Origin of the sequence: Vibrio neptunius (genome assembly GCF_000967495.1) — a bacterium.
GTDB lineage: Bacteria > Pseudomonadota > Gammaproteobacteria > Enterobacterales > Vibrionaceae > Vibrio > Vibrio neptunius.
Genome location: NZ_JXXU01000045.1, coordinates 36,971 through 52,022 on the forward strand (window position 1 = coordinate 36,971; position 15,052 = coordinate 52,022).

13 protein-coding genes are annotated in these 15,052 nt (G+C 47.3%); 7 read left to right on the top strand and 6 right to left on the bottom strand.

Annotation, left to right across the window (positions count from 1 at the left end; translation table 11 throughout):
- Positions 1 to 65: 65 nt before the first annotated feature.
- Complete coding sequence (gene trmH, locus TW84_RS16135; protein ID WP_045976659.1) at positions 66 to 749, top strand: tRNA (guanosine(18)-2'-O)-methyltransferase TrmH; 684 nt, start codon at positions 66 to 68, stop codon at positions 747 to 749.
- 266 nt (positions 750 to 1,015) lie between these two features.
- Complete coding sequence (gene recG / locus TW84_RS16140) at positions 1,016 to 3,094, top strand: ATP-dependent DNA helicase RecG (protein ID WP_045976660.1); 2,079 nt, start codon at positions 1,016 to 1,018, stop codon at positions 3,092 to 3,094.
- A 256-nt stretch (positions 3,095 to 3,350) separates the two neighbouring features.
- Here recG and cysQ read toward each other — a convergent pair whose 3' ends face one another.
- The 4 genes from cysQ to TW84_RS16160 form a co-directional block, all read right to left on the bottom strand.
- Positions 3,351 to 4,178, bottom strand: coding sequence for a 3'(2'),5'-bisphosphate nucleotidase CysQ (gene cysQ / locus TW84_RS16145; protein WP_045976661.1), 828 nt, complete (start codon positions 4,176 to 4,178; stop codon positions 3,351 to 3,353).
- Positions 4,179 to 4,204: 26 nt separating this feature from the next.
- Positions 4,205 to 4,753, bottom strand: a complete 549-nt coding sequence (gene nudE / locus TW84_RS16150; RefSeq protein WP_045976662.1) for an ADP compounds hydrolase NudE — start codon at positions 4,751 to 4,753, stop codon at positions 4,205 to 4,207.
- Between the two features lie 131 nt (positions 4,754 to 4,884).
- Entirely contained in the window at positions 4,885 to 5,472 is a 588-nt protein-coding gene (gene nfuA / locus TW84_RS16155) for a Fe-S biogenesis protein NfuA (RefSeq protein WP_045976663.1), read from the bottom strand.
- 93 nt (positions 5,473 to 5,565) lie between these two features.
- Entirely contained in the window at positions 5,566 to 6,270 is a 705-nt protein-coding gene (locus tag TW84_RS16160; protein ID WP_045976664.1) for a ComF family protein, read from the bottom strand.
- A 58-nt stretch (positions 6,271 to 6,328) separates the two neighbouring features.
- On the opposite strand from TW84_RS16160, the gene bioH reads away from it, so the two are divergent.
- Together bioH and TW84_RS16170 are read left to right on the top strand one after the other, a co-directional pair.
- Positions 6,329 to 7,126 (top strand): pimeloyl-ACP methyl ester esterase BioH, encoded by a 798-nt coding sequence (bioH, locus tag TW84_RS16165; RefSeq protein WP_045976665.1) that lies wholly within the window; start codon positions 6,329 to 6,331, stop codon positions 7,124 to 7,126.
- A 107-nt stretch (positions 7,127 to 7,233) separates the two neighbouring features.
- On the top strand, positions 7,234 to 7,704 hold the full coding sequence (locus TW84_RS16170) for a hypothetical protein (RefSeq protein ID WP_045976666.1): 471 nt from the start codon (positions 7,234 to 7,236) through the stop codon (positions 7,702 to 7,704).
- Between the two features lie 72 nt (positions 7,705 to 7,776).
- On the opposite strand, the gene TW84_RS16175 is transcribed toward TW84_RS16170, so the two are convergent.
- Positions 7,777 to 10,104: a Tex family protein gene (locus tag TW84_RS16175; protein WP_045976667.1), complete on the bottom strand. Its 2,328-nt coding sequence runs from the start codon at positions 10,102 to 10,104 to the stop codon at positions 7,777 to 7,779.
- 245 nt (positions 10,105 to 10,349) lie between these two features.
- Between TW84_RS16175 and TW84_RS16180 the strand changes: the two genes are divergently transcribed.
- Complete coding sequence (locus TW84_RS16180) at positions 10,350 to 12,230, top strand: putative ATP-dependent zinc protease (RefSeq protein WP_045976668.1); 1,881 nt, start codon at positions 10,350 to 10,352, stop codon at positions 12,228 to 12,230.
- Positions 12,231 to 12,266: 36 nt separating this feature from the next.
- Here the strand turns inward: TW84_RS16180 and greB are convergent, their stop codons facing one another.
- Positions 12,267 to 12,743 carry a transcription elongation factor GreB gene (greB, locus tag TW84_RS16185; RefSeq protein ID WP_045976669.1) on the bottom strand — a complete coding sequence of 159 codons (477 nt, stop codon included), beginning with the start codon at positions 12,741 to 12,743 and terminating at the stop codon, positions 12,267 to 12,269.
- Between the two features lie 183 nt (positions 12,744 to 12,926).
- Between greB and ompR the strand changes: the two genes are divergently transcribed.
- A complete protein-coding gene (gene ompR, locus TW84_RS16190) occupies positions 12,927 to 13,646 on the top strand; it encodes an osmolarity response regulator transcription factor OmpR (protein WP_045976670.1) in 720 nt (239 codons plus the stop codon).
- 70 nt (positions 13,647 to 13,716) lie between these two features.
- The gene (gene envZ, locus TW84_RS16195) at positions 13,717 to 15,027 is read left to right on the top strand and encodes a two-component system sensor histidine kinase EnvZ (protein WP_045976671.1); all 1,311 of its coding nucleotides are present in this window, start codon (positions 13,717 to 13,719) and stop codon (positions 15,025 to 15,027) included.
- Positions 15,028 to 15,052 lie beyond the last annotated feature (25 nt).

A 15,052-nucleotide genomic window follows, 5' to 3' on the forward strand; every position in this document is an offset into this window, starting at 1 on the left:
AACATACTCGCACAGAGTTATGCCCTTGGAATGACAGTTTCAAGGGCTTTTATTTTACGACTACTATGAACTCAGAACGTTACAACCGAATCCAACAAGTTCTCAAGTCTCGTCAGGCTGACCTGACTTTCTGTCTTGAAGAAGTACATAAACCCAATAATGTTTCAGCAGTGATCCGCACCGCTGACGCAACTGGTATTCACAAAATTCATGCTGTATGGCCCAACGAGATGCGCACGCTCAGCCATACCTCTGCTGGCGCACGAAACTGGGTCGAAGTCGAAACCCACGATTCTATTGGTGAAGCGGTTGCCGAGCTCAAGTCTCAGGGCATGCAGATATTGGTGACTAATTTGTCTGAAACTGCAGTCGATTTTCGTGAGATCGACTACACCAAACCGACAGCGATTATTCTTGGTAGCGAGAAAATTGGCGCTTCAGAAGAGGCCAAACAACTGGCTGATCAGGATATTATCATCCCGATGATTGGGATGGTGCAGTCACTCAATGTCTCCGTCGCGAGCGCGGTTATCATGTATGAAGCTCAACGCCAACGCCAAGAAGCTGGCATGTACTCCAATCAAGTCAGCACATTACCGCAAGACACTATTCATCGCATTTTGTTTGAACGGGGTCATCCGGTCCTGGCCAAAGTCGCTAAACGGAAAGGACTGCCTTACCCATCATTGGATGAAGAAGGCCAGATCATCGCCGATGACGAATGGTGGGCAGAGATGCAGAAGAAGTAACGTTCCCCTTGTCGATCGTTCGTCATCCTCAAGAGTGAGGGACGAACGAGTTGGGGATCTCTTTTGGTGAATCAATGAATTAAGAGATTCCCTACTCCTTCCTTCGTCAGTCTATGGAATGACAGACTTTCACTTCTCCCTATATGAAATATACCTAAACAGGCTAGCTCTTCCCTCAATTTTTCCCTGTACAAAAACACAGCTCAGTGGTTAACTATTAGGGTAATCGCCTATGTAACTTACTGAATAACTTACCGAGCTTTGTTATGTCCCAATTACTATCTGCTATCCCTTTGACTTCTCTGACCGGCGTCGGTGCCAAAGTGGCAGAAAAACTGGCGAAAGTCGGGCTAAATTCAGTACAAGATCTTTTATTCCATCTTCCTCTGCGATACGAGGACCGCACTCGCGTTTACCCCATTGTTAAGTTGCATGCCGGGTTATGGGCCGCCGTACAGGGTAAAGTCATGAGTGTCGATACTTTGTTTGGTAAGCGCAAGATGTTGTCGGTAAAAATCAGCGATGGCAATGGCACCATTACGTTACGCTTTTTCAATTTCACAGCAGGCATGAAAAACAATTTTGCTGAAGGCAAAACTATCCACGCCTACGGTGAAGTCAAACGTGGCAGTTTTGGACTGGAAATCGTCCATCCCGATTATAAGTTTTACGCCCCAAATCAGCCTAATGAAGTAGAACAAAACCTAACGCCGGTTTACCCAACCACGGACGGCTTGCGCCAAATCACCTTACGCAATCTGACCGATCAAGCATTAGCCTTGATTGACAAAGCCGCGGTCCAAGAGCTTTTACCCGCTGGTCTGTATAACCAGCAAGTTTCGCTCGCTCAGGCGCTGCACACCATTCACAGGCCGACACCAGATATTGATTTGCAGGCCTTTGATGAAGGCAAACACCCAGCACAAATACGCCTGATCATGGAAGAATTATTGGCGCAGAATCTCTCAATGCTTTCCGTTCGCAGCAAAGGTCAGCAGGATGTTGCTCTGCCTTTATCTGAGCGTAACCAACTTAAACAGCAGTTGCTGGATCAATTACCTTTTTCTCCAACCAAAGCACAATCTCGAGTTGTAGCTGAAATTGAGCAAGATTTGGCAAAGCCTCACCCGATGATGCGCTTGGTTCAGGGAGATGTGGGATCGGGAAAAACTTTAGTCGCAGCATTAGCAGCGCTTAGGGCGCTAGAGCATGGCTACCAAGTGGCGTTAATGGCACCGACTGAACTGCTGGCCGAGCAACATGCGATTAACTTTGCTCAATGGCTGGAGCCTATGGGCATCAATGTTGGTTGGCTAGCTGGCAAACTGAAGGGCAAAGCCAAAGAGGCTGAGCTGGCGAAAATTGCCAGTGGTGAAGCGCAAATGGTAGTAGGTACTCATGCGCTTTTTCAGCAACACGTCGCCTTTCATCACCTAGCCTTAGTCATCATAGATGAACAACACAGATTTGGTGTCCATCAACGTCTTGAACTCCGTGAAAAAGGAGAGAAGCAGGGTGCATTTCCTCATCAGTTGATCATGACAGCAACACCCATCCCACGAACGCTAGCGATGACCGCCTACGCCGATCTCGAGACTTCCGTCATTGATGAGCTTCCCCCGGGGCGCACGCCTATCCAGACCGTCGCCATTCCAGATACGAAAAGAGATGATATTGTCGAACGAGTACGTAATGCCTGCCTCAATGAAGGTAAACAAGCATATTGGGTCTGCACACTGATCGATGAGTCAGAAGTATTGGAAGCTCAGGCCGCCGCCGATACCGCTGAAGAGCTAAAAAGAAAGCTGCCTGACGTTAACATTGGCTTAGTGCATGGCCGGATGAAACCAGCAGAAAAACAAACCGTCATGCAAGATTTCAAAGACAACAAGTTACACCTGCTGGTTGCCACAACTGTCATCGAAGTAGGGGTTGATGTCCCCAATTCAAGCTTAATGATCATTGAAAACCCGGAGCGATTGGGATTGGCTCAGCTCCACCAGTTACGCGGGCGAGTGGGTCGAGGTAGTGTAGCCAGCCACTGTGTACTGCTCTACCATTCTCCATTGTCTAAAACAGCACAAAAGCGTTTAGCAGTACTTCGCGAAAGTAATGATGGATTTGTGATAGCTCAACGCGATCTGGAAATTCGCGGCCCCGGTGAACTTTTGGGTACTAAGCAGACTGGAATGGCCGACTTTAAAATCGCCGATCTGGTTCGCGATCAGCATCTCATACCTGAAGTACAGCGTGTCGCACGTCATATTCATGATAACTTCCCAGACAATGCAGCTGCGATTATCGACCGCTGGCTGGGAGACCGAGACATGTATTCGAAGGCGTAGATTAAACGGGGACGCTTCGCTATGGAACAAGGACGTGGGACCGGACTTCGTCCTCACGGATAACTGGATAACTGGATAACTGGATAACAAAAAAGAGGGTTGGCGTGAAAACGTCAACCCTCTTAGTTTGAATAAACAATACGGCATCTTAATATATGGAATGTTCGTGCATTATTCAGGTACTACTCGAACTAGTCATCCCGCTCTCCATAGGGCGAAGCGCAGCGATCCCGAGGACGAAGTACGTTCTCGCTCATTAGTCCTTAACCTTTAAAATCTCATCCCAAGGTAAGTTCTCATCACCAAGAACCAAGAAGTTTGGGTTTTCCAAGGTTTCACGCTCATTGTAGGACAGAGGCTCAAGCTGAGTACTTAGAATCCGGCCACCCGCCTCTTCAACAATGCACTGAGTCGCAGCGGTATCCCACTCTCCGGTCGGCCCAAGGCGGAGGTAGCAATCCACAGCACCCTCAGCGACCAAGCACGCTTTAAGTGCTGCCGACCCCAAAGGCACCAAATCATAATTCCAACCGCTGCTCATACGACTAGTAATACGATTGATGTCCTGACGACGGCTGATCGCTATCGCGATAGGGTGTGCCTTACCATCATGGTTGTGGGATTTGATCCGCACACTTTCATCCATATCGGGAATCTTCCATGCCCCTTTGTCTTTATAGGCATAGTAAGTCACACCAGACACAGGGCCATAGACGACGCCCATTACTGGTTGATGATTTTCGACCAGTGCAATAATGGTCGCAAAGTCTCCGCTGCGAGCGATAAATTCCTGAGTCCCATCTAGTGGATCAACCAACCAGTAGCGACTCCATTGTGAGCGTTTTTCGAGGCTGATGTCTGCCGCTTCTTCGGACAAAATCGGAATATCCGGTGTTAGTTCAGCAAGCTGTTCCATAATAAGCTTATGGGCCGCGATGTCGGCACTAGTGACAGGTGTTTCATCACTTTTGGTGTAGGCTTGGTATTCTTTTTTCTCATAAATATCGAGAATTAGTTGGCCTGCCGAGCGGGCAATATCAATTACGGCTGGCAAATGGTGGGAGAGGTCTTCTGTCATTGGCATAGTCAATCCTTCACGCTCTACATTGATTATGGTTTTAAGATACGTAGAGCAAGCATCAGCGCGGTAATACTGCGCGCCTCACAAAAATCGAGGTGAGTCAGAAGTTCTTCGGCTTGGGCGAGTGGCCAGCGAATCACTTCCAGTGGTTCCGGTTCATCCCCTTCTAGTTGTTCTGAGTATAGATCCTCTGCGATAAACAGGGTCATTTTGCTTGAGAAATAAGAAGGGGCGAGCACTACATCTTTCATTGGCGTCAGTTTGTTGGTTCCCAAACCGATTTCTTCTTTTAGCTCTCGGTCTGCTGCTTGTGCTGGAGATTCTCCAGAATCAATCAAACCTTTAGGAAAACCAAGCTCATAACGCTCTGTACCCGCCGCATACTCACGAACCAGTAGTATGTCTCCTGCTGCGGTCACCGGTACCATCATCACGGCATTACGACCACTCGGCTTCATGCGTTCATAAGTCCGTTCGACACCATTGCTAAAACGTAAATCAAGTGCCTCAATAGCAAATAATTTGGACCGAGCTACTGTTTGTTTTTCCAAAATTTCTGGTGGATTCCGTTTAGACACTTGCTTGCTCCTTAGCGGTAGAGGAAGTCATTAATATATGAGAAAACTGCTATGTTTGAAAACAAAAAAGGGCTGACTTTTTCGTCAACCCTTTGTAGTACATATGGTTAAATCTTATGTTGAACCATTTATCAGTAGTAAGAGTGCTCGCCGCGATCATGCTCTGTTGCATCGCGAACCGCAGACAGTTCTCCTTCGAACTGTTGCAGTAACTCTTTTTCAATACCTTCTTTTAGCGTCACGTCGACCATAGAACACCCATTACAGCCGCCACCGAAGGCAACAATCGCAACACCGTCATCGGTAATCTCTACTAAGTTAACGTGGCCACCATGACCTGCTAATTGGGGGTTAACCTGCGTTTGGATTGCATATTCAACACGCTCAACCAATGGTGCATCATCAGAGACTTTACGCATTTTCGCGTTAGGCGCTTTCAACGTCAGTTGAGAGCCCATCTTGTCAGTGACGAAGTCAATCTCAGCATCTTCAAGGAATGGTAGACTCAACTCGTCAATGTAAGCGGAGAAACCTTCATACTTGATCTCAGTGTCTGAAGCTTCAATCGCTTCAGTTGGGCAGTAAGAAACGCCACATTCGGCATTTTGCGTCCCTGGATTCACAACAAATACGCGGATGTTTGTCCCTTCTGGCTGCTGGCTCAAAAGGTTAGCAAAGTGTTTTTGGGCATTTTCAGTAATAGTAATAGGATTTGACACGACGAATACCTGAGTAAATTTGTAGGTTATTTAAGCGCCATTTTACTCCTGATTTCCTCAAGATCTAGCCTTTTAGATCAAATCAGCGCTACTTTAGCGATTAGAAGGTTCAGGAGTGCGGCAAATGCAGTAAATATCAATAGTTTTCACACCTGCATCAAGCAACAATTGGCATAATTGATGCACCGTACTGCCTGTAGTTAACACATCATCGATAATAGCAATATGCTCGGCTTTTATCGATTGATTCAGACAAAAAGCCCGGCGAACATTCTCCTTACGCTGCTTTTTATTCATTCCTTGTTGTCTGTCCGTTGCTCGCACCTTTTTAAAGAGCGCTTTACAAGGTACGGCCAGTTCTCGTCCAATTTGGTATGCCAGATGCTGACTTTGGTTGTAGCCTCGATAACAGTAATGACGCCAATGCAAAGGGACAAACGTAATTAGGTCTGGTCGAGTATCGATACGCGGTACCAAAAGCAAAGCCAAGGTTTTAGCTTGCCAGTACTGGCCTTGATATTTCAGGCGGTGAACATAGCTCGATAGAGGCGGTTGATAATCCCCAACGCAGTATAAATTTGTCCACAACGGTGGTGAAACTAAACACTCTCCGCACATATCAACAGATTCAGGCGTCACTAGACCGCACCGTCTGCAACGCGCAACTGGCGCAAAACATTGCTGACAAAAGCTACAAAACAAGGGATGTGTCGCTTGCGATTCAATTATCATCTGGCATAAATCACAATGGCTTGGCAACAGGTAGGCTGTGTGTTTCTTGATCCAATCGGTTAACATGGCGCTCAATATCTTAGAACTCAATAGTTAACTTACCGCTTTAATTCAGGTGTAAAGGATGGAAAACGTGGTACAAAATGAGATCAAACCAACAACGCCATATTGGCAATCAACTGGTCATGGTAGCGATTTGGTCTTAGTACATGGTTGGGGAATGAATGGCGCTGTATGGCATCAGGCCGCTGAGCTGTTAAGCGAGCACTTTCGGGTACACGTTGTTGATCTACCTGGGTTTGGACATAGCCATCAATTGCATTTCGAAACGATGGAAGAGCTCATACAACAAGTGCTGGAGAACGCCCCTGACAATGCAATTTGGCTCGGCTGGTCTTTGGGCGGCTTGGTGGCAACGCATATCGCTATTCATCACCCTGAGCGCATCACTAAACTGATCACCGTGGCAAGCTCACCTAAGTTTTCAGCAGACAAACGCTGGCGCGGAATACAACCTCAAGTATTGAGTGCGTTTACAGAACAATTGGTCGACGACTTTCGTGTTACCGTAGAGCGTTTTATGGCGTTACAGGCAATGGGTAGCCCTTCTGCCCGACAAGACGTCAAAAACCTCAAGAAAGCCATCCTGTCTCGTCCAGAGCCAAATCCTCAATCCCTACTCACTGGCTTAAAGCTACTGGCACATGTAGATTATCGTCAGGCGCTACCTAATATCTCAATACCCACCCTACGCTTATACGGACGCCTTGATGGTTTGGTACCGGCTAAAGTCGCTACTGAGGTGGATACACTGATGCCAACCAGTAAGAGCTATGTATTTAGCGCTTCATCACATGCGCCATTCATGACCGAATTTAATGAGTTTTGTCAGCAAGTTACTCGCTTTTCTACTGACAGATAGCAATTATTTTATCCAACACGCTAAAATTATGACTCTACAGGCCGATAAGTAACCAAGCCAAGAAAACGCTGTTTTATTGTATTTTTGGCAGGGCGTGAGGAGGTTAAATGCTCGTATCACCTACAAATGTAAGTGTACCGCTGATCGCCCCATCGGTTAATGTGCAAACGGAGCAGGCAGCCAGAGACAATAAAGTCCGCGAGCCCGTCACTCCCACTGTGGCATTAACCAAAAGTAACGCTGAACGTAAAGTTAAAGCCGATGATAAAAGGCGACAACAATCCTCTTGGGATCCGGCTGAGCACCCAAGCTATGAAGCCAGCGAACAGGAAGACGTTAAAGCCACTTATCAGGAAGATCCGAAAGATACGCTCGAACGGATTTTTCAATTGATTGCTCTGGACAGCTACAGTGAAGATCAGGGCAAGGGCTACGCGATGCGCTTTCGGTTACCAAGGCACATAATCGATGCGGCGATAACTGAAGGCAAAATGGCCAAGCGCAGAACCGTGATTAAGTTTCACTACGGTGATGCGGTTGCACCCAATACACCTTCAGATGTCATTGCGGTGTTGTAGTACCTAAAGATTGAATTAGGAAATACCGAAAAAAATCCCCGCTATTGCGGGGATTTGTATTCTTAGCCGAAGCTATTTTTTGGCTTTGGCAAAAGCAGCGGCAAATGCCCCGCCCATCGCGCCATTTGCTGGCTCTTCACGACGACGTTGGCTACCTTTGTTGCTTTGGTTCTGACGTTGTTGACCACGTGGCGCGGTAGAACGCTGAGAGCGGTTATCTTGGCCCGGTTCATCATTAAGACGCATAGATAGGCCAATACGCTTACGCTGAATGTCCACTTCCATCACTTTGACTTTAACGATATCCCCCGCCTTAACGACTTCTCTTGGATCAGAGACAAATCGATCGGTTAAAGCAGAAATATGCACTAGGCCATCTTGATGCACGCCAATATCAACGAAAGCGCCAAAATTCGCCACGTTGGATACCACGCCTTCCAGCACCATACCCGGTTCGAGATCTGACACTTCATTTACGCCATCAGCGAACGCTGCGGTTTTGAATTCGGGGCGAGGATCTCGCCCTGGCTTGTCCAACTCTTTGATGATATCGCTGACCGTCGGAACACCAAAATTGTCATCGGTGTAATCCACGGCGTGCAAGCCACGCAGGAACTGAGTGTCACCAATCAATGCGCGAATGTCTTTGCTATTTTTCTCTGCGATGGCTTTCACAACAGGGTAAGCTTCTGGGTGAACCGATGACGCATCCAGCGGGTTATTACCATCCATAATACGGAGGAATCCGGCACACTGCTCAAAGGCTTTTGGCCCAAGGCGAGCGACTTTCTTCAGTGTAGTACGTGCTTCAAAGCGGCCATTTTCATCACGGTAGTCAACAATGTTCTGCGCAATAGTACTCGACAGCCCAGCTACTCGCGTTAACAAAGCAGGAGACGCCGTATTCACATCGACACCAACGGCGTTTACACAGTCCTCGACAACCGCGTCCAGACGCTTAGCCAGCATCGACTGGCTGACGTCGTGTTGATACTGGCCAACACCAATCGATTTAGGGTCAATTTTCACCAGCTCTGCCAGTGGATCTTGTAGACGGCGAGCAATCGACACTGCGCCACGCAGTGACACGTCCAAACCTGGGAATTCTTTGGCAGCCAGCTCTGACGCCGAATAGACGGACGCGCCCGCTTCACTGACCATAATCTTCTGCACTTTAAGGTTATTTCGCTTAATCAGATCAGCGACAAAACTGTCCGTTTCACGCGATGCCGTGCCGTTACCAATGGCAATTAGGTCGACATTAAACTGCTGTACCAGCTTCGCCACCACCTGAGCCGATTTGTCATACTGTTTTTGCGGCGGATGAGGGTAGATGGTTTCTGTTGCTAGCACTTTACCTGTTGAATCTACCACCGCGATTTTCGACCCCGTTCTCAAGCCCGGATCGAGACCTAGCGTAGCTCGTGGACCAGCTGGAGCCGCCATCAACAAATCCTTCAGGTTTGTGGCAAACACTTCAATCGCCTCGATTTCAGCACGCTCTTTCATCGCTCCCATCAGCTCAGTTTCCATGTGCATCGACACCTTGATGCGCCACGCCCAACTGATCGCTTGCTTACGCCACACATCCGCTGGGGCTTGGCTCAGTGAAATACCATAGTGATCGGCAATAATGGTTTCGCAATACGACTGGCGTGCGCCCTCTTCCTGCTCAGGGTCAGCATTCATCGCCAATGTTAAGAAACCTTCATTACGGCCACGCAACATAGCCAGTGCACGGTGTGATGGCACCTTGCTTAAGGCTTCGTTGTGCTCAAAGTAATCTTTGAATTTTTCGCCTTCGCGCTCTTTGCCTTCCACAACGCGAGCCACCAGCTCTGCGCTACGGTTAAGATGCGTACGAATTTTTTCCAGCAGGTTGGCATCTTCAGCAATACGTTCCATCACAATGGCACGCGCGCCATCAAGCGCCGCTTTCGTGTCTGCAATACCTTTGTCTGCATCAAGGTATTGAGCCGCTTCTTGCTCCGGCTCCGTCTGTGGTTCGTTCCATAATTTGTCTGCCAGCGGTTCCAAACCAACTTCAATCGCAATCTGACCTTTGGTGCGGCGCTTAGGTTTATAAGGCAGATACAGGTCTTCCAGACGAGTTTTACTGTCCGCCTGATTGATTTCAGTTTCGAGCTCAGTCGTCAATTTACCTTGCTCCTGAATGGATTTTAGAATCGTCTGACGACGATCATCCAATTCACGCAGGTAAGAGAGGCGGCTGTCGAGATTACGCAGTTGGGTATCATCCAAACCACCTGTCACTTCTTTTCGATAGCGGGCGATAAATGGCACCGTATTGCCATCATCGATGAGATTAACAGCAGCGTTAACTTGCTCAGTACGAACATTCAGTTCGTGAGCAATCATTTGACAGATAGCTTGGCTCATCCGTTGATTCTCTTAATTATATTGTGTGAAGGAGTTGGTCTGCTCTAGACATGGGGGCAAATCATGGATTTTGCAATGTTTTAAATCTTGCCCTGAAAAAATCACCGACGCCTGATAGACACGGTGCACATTTGTGTCAAAACTGCAGTCGCAATTGAAATATATTCATTACATTTAAGTAAGTTATATCATTTCGAGTTAGTTAATAAGCATCGATACATCGATTTAGTTTGGGAAATTATTGCATGAAGAAGCTCTCTTTGATTCTGACTTTGACAAGCGCCCTAATGACAGCCCCGCAAGCTTGGTCTGAAACCCTTTCCACTACCACACAAAACCCTGCCTACCAGCTGGATAACGCACTGATTCTCGGACGCATCGAAAATGTCTACTATGGCGATATTCCAGAACTCAAAGGCGTACCCTTTATGGGCAAGATCGATACTGGCGCCGACACCACATCGATTCATGCTGAAAACATTCACATCACTAGCACGCACCCAGACTTTGAAGACTTGACCGATGATGACCTACTATGGGCAGTGGTCAATGATCGGCGAAGAAACAAGCTAAAGAGAAATACAGAAACCTACTTGTCTTATCAGGTCACGATTGCCTTTACCATTCGCCACCCGTATACCGGCGAAAACATCAACATCAAAGATGATCTCGAACGCATCAGCATCATCCGCAGCCGCTCCAGCGAAAAACCGATCCTTCGTCCAGCAGTACGAATGCCACTGACGATCGGTGGCCGCACCGTGGATGCCATGATTAACCTCACCAAACGTAGCCAGTTCTCGTCACCCATCCTGATCGGTAAAACGTTTCTTGAAGATAATGCTTGGGTGATGGCGAGTTATGATTACCTCCAAGAGCAGCCGCATGCTCAAGTCATCGGCAAAAAAGAAACAGTAGAAGTTGGCGGCGTGCCCTATAAGGTCAGTGTTGCGACCACTAGCCGTTACACCAACGCCCATGCTTTGGATGTAAAAATCGACAAAAAGGCTCAATCAGTCTCGTTCAAATTGGAAGATGACAAAGGCAAACGCAAACCCATGACTCTGCCATTGATTCGTATCTTGAGCACCAGCAATGGTCAGCGTCCGCTGGTTTACCTACCAGTCAAGCTCAACCATAATCACACTCAGCATTGGCTGGTTTATTTACGTGACCGCAGCCATTTAAACAGCCAGATCAGCCTTGGACGAGATGTCGCCAGTGAACATTTCGTTATCGATACCGACAGCGAAAACCTGCTCAAAAAAGCCGATACTAGCTTCAAGACGGCCCTCAAGTCTGATCCATTGGTGATCTCACCCAAAGAGACCATCACCATAGACCAAGAGTTCAGCATTCCTGCACAGCCTAGTTTTATCGTTAAAACTCCACTACTGAGAGTCAAAGAGTTTGAACTCAGCAAGAAAAGCGGCAAGGAACAGGTCAGTTTCACTCTTGAAAACCGCCAAGGTGAAATCAAAACATTGACTAAGCCTGTCCTGCGTAAACTCAAAGTCGGCAAGTCCGTTCGTCCGGTTGTGGAAGGTGTATTCGAGTTAGGAGACAAAAAACGAGAACTAGAATTTGCTATCGATAGTCTTGGCAAAAGTGACACCAAACCTTTCTTTGTCATGGGCCACAGCATGGCGAAAAGCAATGTACTACTCAACACTCGTACAGAGGATCTACTCAGCCCAAGTCCGCTATTCAGAGCTGGTCACATTGAAGTCGTTCAAGTCGAAGATCTGGCTTTTCCGGTCAAACTAGATACAGGAGCGGATGTCAGCTCAATCAATGCCAAGAACATCAAGCAATATCAGAAAGATGGCAAAGATATGGTCACGTTCACCTACGAAAATGATGTCGGGATGAAACAGGAATTCACTCGAGAAGTAGTCGATGTGATGCGCATTACAGCCAAGAAAGGGGAAAAAGCCAACGTGCGCCCTGTGGTTGAAATGCGAGTCAGGCTGGGAGAGTTGGATAAGATCATTCGCGTTAACCTCCAAGACAGAGGGCGCTTCCACTACAGCATGATTTTAGGCAAAAACTTCCTCAAATATGGGGCCATTGTTAGCAGTGATAAGGACTACATCATTACTGAAAAACCGGACTACGAAAAATAAAAGACAAGTGCCGCGCTCATCTGCGCGGCCCCCTTTTCAACGGCTATAACAAATACTGTTCACAAACCACTCTTTCTCGCCTTCCGGCGTTTTGACGCTGAATTCGTCATCCACTTCTTTCTTTAACAGGGCTCGCGCCATTGGCGAGTCAATCGAGATATAATCTTTGGCGCCACCATAAATTTCATCAGGGCCAACAATGCGAAACTTTTTCACTTCTCCAGCTTCATTTTCCACTTCGACCCATGCACCAAAAAACACTTTTCCTTCCTGCTGCGGAGCGTAATCCACCACTTTCACCTGCTCAAGACGCTTGCGCAGATAACGTACACGACGATCAATTTCACGCAGACGTTTCTTATTGTACTGATAATCCGCATTTTCTGAGCGATCACCTAAACTCGCTGCCCAAGTCACTTTTTTAGTCACTTCTGGGCGATCTTCTTTCCATAGAAAATCGAGTTCTTTTTTAAGTCGGTCAAAGCCTTCGCGTGTGATTAGGTTTGTTTTCATATTTCTGACGCTAGTGAATTGAATATGGCGTATACATTAGCTAAAAAGGACTTAAAAAGGTAATAATCGTTAACAATTCTTTGCGCCACTTTCATCAGAACAATGTTACATTTTGATTCGTGAGAAAGGGCTGTACATTAGCTCTGACAAAGCGCTGTCTTATTTAATAGGTGGAATCATTACATGCAAGAAAATCATAAGATCTTAGTCGTTGATGACGATGCACGTTTGCGTGCATTGCTGGAGCGTTACTTGTCTGAACAAGGATTCCAAGTACGTAGTGTCGCTAACAGTGAGCAGATGGACCGCCTTTTAACCCGTGAAAACTTCCACCTGATGGTATTGGATTTAATGCTACCAGGTGAAGATGGCCTGTCTATTTGCCGTCGCCTGCGCAACGCTAACAGTACCTTACCGATCCTGATGCTCACTGCAAAAGGTGATGAAATTGACCGAATTGTTGGCTTGGAAGTTGGCGCAGACGACTACCTGCCAAAACCATTTAACCCACGTGAGCTGCTGGCACGCATCAAAGCAGTATTGCGTCGTCAGACAACTGAACTGCCCGGTGCACCTAGCTCAGAAGAGTCGGTGGTCGAATTCGGTGAGTTCAGCCTAAACCTTGGTACACGTGAAATGTTTCGCGGTGAGGAGTCAATGCCTCTGACCTCAGGCGAATTTGCGGTGCTTAAAGCACTGGTTACCAATGCCCGTGAGCCGATGTCACGTGACAAACTAATGAATATGGCCCGCGGTCGTGAGTATTCTGCCATGGAACGATCCATCGACGTACAGATTTCTCGTCTGCGTCGTATGCTGGAAGTTGATCCGAGTAAACCTCGTTATATTCAAACTGTATGGGGCTTAGGCTACGTTTTCGTACCAGACGGCAAAGAAGCATAATTGCTCACCTGATGAGAGTGCGAGACTGTGTCTCGCACTTTTTGTTTTCACCTCAATCAAGGCCACCAATATGCGTATTCGCAGTTCCTTTACTCAATCGATTTTTATCTTTCTTACCTTATTGATTGCCAGTCAGGTTTACTCCTACTACGCCGTGTTTAACTATGCTTTGATGCCCAGCCTTCAGCAGTTTAATAAGATCCTCAGTCACGAAATCAATTTAATGCTCGACGATTCAGCAGCCATCGAGGGTGGATTGCAGATGGATGCTCCACTAAGACGCAGAGTGTTAGAACAGCTTGGCGTCACCATCCACGCCGACGATAGCCCGATAGCAGATGAGTATTATCATGCTGTCAGTATTGATCTCATGAGCGAGGAGATGAGCAAAGAACTCGGTTCACCGACCGATGTACGCATGATGCTAGGTACTGACAGCTACATTCTGTGGATGAGAATCGATTCATTGCCCGGTTCGCTGCTGCGTATTCCGCTATCTGAACTGCAGGAAGAAGACTTTGCGCCCTTATTTCGCAATAGCTTAATTATGGCGTTACTCATTGTCGCCGGTGGTTGGCTTTTCATCCGTTTACAAAACCGACCTTTGATTGATCTAGAAAAAGCCGCCAAAGGTGTTGGTCGAGGGGACATTCCTCCGCCATTACCTGAGAAAGGCGCGACGGAAATCCGTTCGGTGACAAGGGCATTCAATCAGATGTCTAAAGGTATTCAGGCTCTAGAAGAAGACCGTACTCTGCTCATGGCCGGTATCAGTCATGATTTGAGAACCCCTCTGACTCGGATCCGGCTTGCTACTGAAATGATGTCACCGGAAGATAGCTATTTGGCTGAAGGCATCATCAGTGATACCGAAGAGTGTAACGAGATCATCAGCCAGTTTATGGACTACCTAAAACCCGTCAACAAAGATTCATTCATCGACGTTGACCTTAATGACATCGCCAATGATATTGCAACTTCAGAAGGTGGTTATGAGATTCAAATTGAAACTGAGCTGCAACAGCCCCTTAGGTTTACCAATGGCAGCCCGATCGCGATTAAACGAGCAGTAAGCAACCTAGTTGTAAACGCCATACGGTATGGTGATGGTTGGGTCAAAGTCAGCACCGGTGTCACTGCAGATAATAAACGGGTTTGGGTGTGTATAGAGGACAACGGTCCGGGTATAGAGCAAAGCCAAGTAAGCAAGCTGTTTGAACCTTTCACCCGCGGCGACACCGCCAGAGGCAGTGAAGGTACAGGCCTTGGACTCGCCATAGTGAAGCGTATTGCTAGCCAACATAAAGGGACGGTGCTAATCAATAATCGCAGCGGTGGTGGCTTACGGGCGCAGATCAGTTTTCCAGCAGTCGGCAAATAGCCTCTCTGTCTCGTCCTAAAATACG

Excerpts from the sequence above, each read along its gene's own strand:
- trmH (WP_045976659.1), top strand. The coding sequence starts at position 66 with ATGAACTCAGAACGTTACAACCGAATCCAACAAGTTCTCAAGTCTCGT.
- recG (WP_045976660.1), top strand. The coding sequence starts at position 1,016 with ATGTCCCAATTACTATCTGCTATCCCTTTGACTTCTCTGACCGGCGTC.
- cysQ (WP_045976661.1), bottom strand. The coding sequence starts at position 4,178 with ATGCCAATGACAGAAGACCTCTCCCACCATTTGCCAGCCGTAATTGAT.
- TW84_RS16160 (WP_045976664.1), bottom strand. The coding sequence starts at position 6,270 with ATGTTAACCGATTGGATCAAGAAACACACAGCCTACCTGTTGCCAAGC.
- bioH (WP_045976665.1), top strand. The coding sequence starts at position 6,329 with ATGGAAAACGTGGTACAAAATGAGATCAAACCAACAACGCCATATTGG.
- TW84_RS16170 (WP_045976666.1), top strand. The coding sequence starts at position 7,234 with ATGCTCGTATCACCTACAAATGTAAGTGTACCGCTGATCGCCCCATCG.
- TW84_RS16175 (WP_045976667.1), bottom strand. The coding sequence starts at position 10,104 with ATGAGCCAAGCTATCTGTCAAATGATTGCTCACGAACTGAATGTTCGT.
- TW84_RS16180 (WP_045976668.1), top strand. The coding sequence starts at position 10,350 with ATGAAGAAGCTCTCTTTGATTCTGACTTTGACAAGCGCCCTAATGACA.
- greB (WP_045976669.1), bottom strand. The coding sequence starts at position 12,743 with ATGAAAACAAACCTAATCACACGCGAAGGCTTTGACCGACTTAAAAAA.
- ompR (WP_045976670.1), top strand. The coding sequence starts at position 12,927 with ATGCAAGAAAATCATAAGATCTTAGTCGTTGATGACGATGCACGTTTG.
- envZ (WP_045976671.1), top strand. The coding sequence starts at position 13,717 with ATGCGTATTCGCAGTTCCTTTACTCAATCGATTTTTATCTTTCTTACC.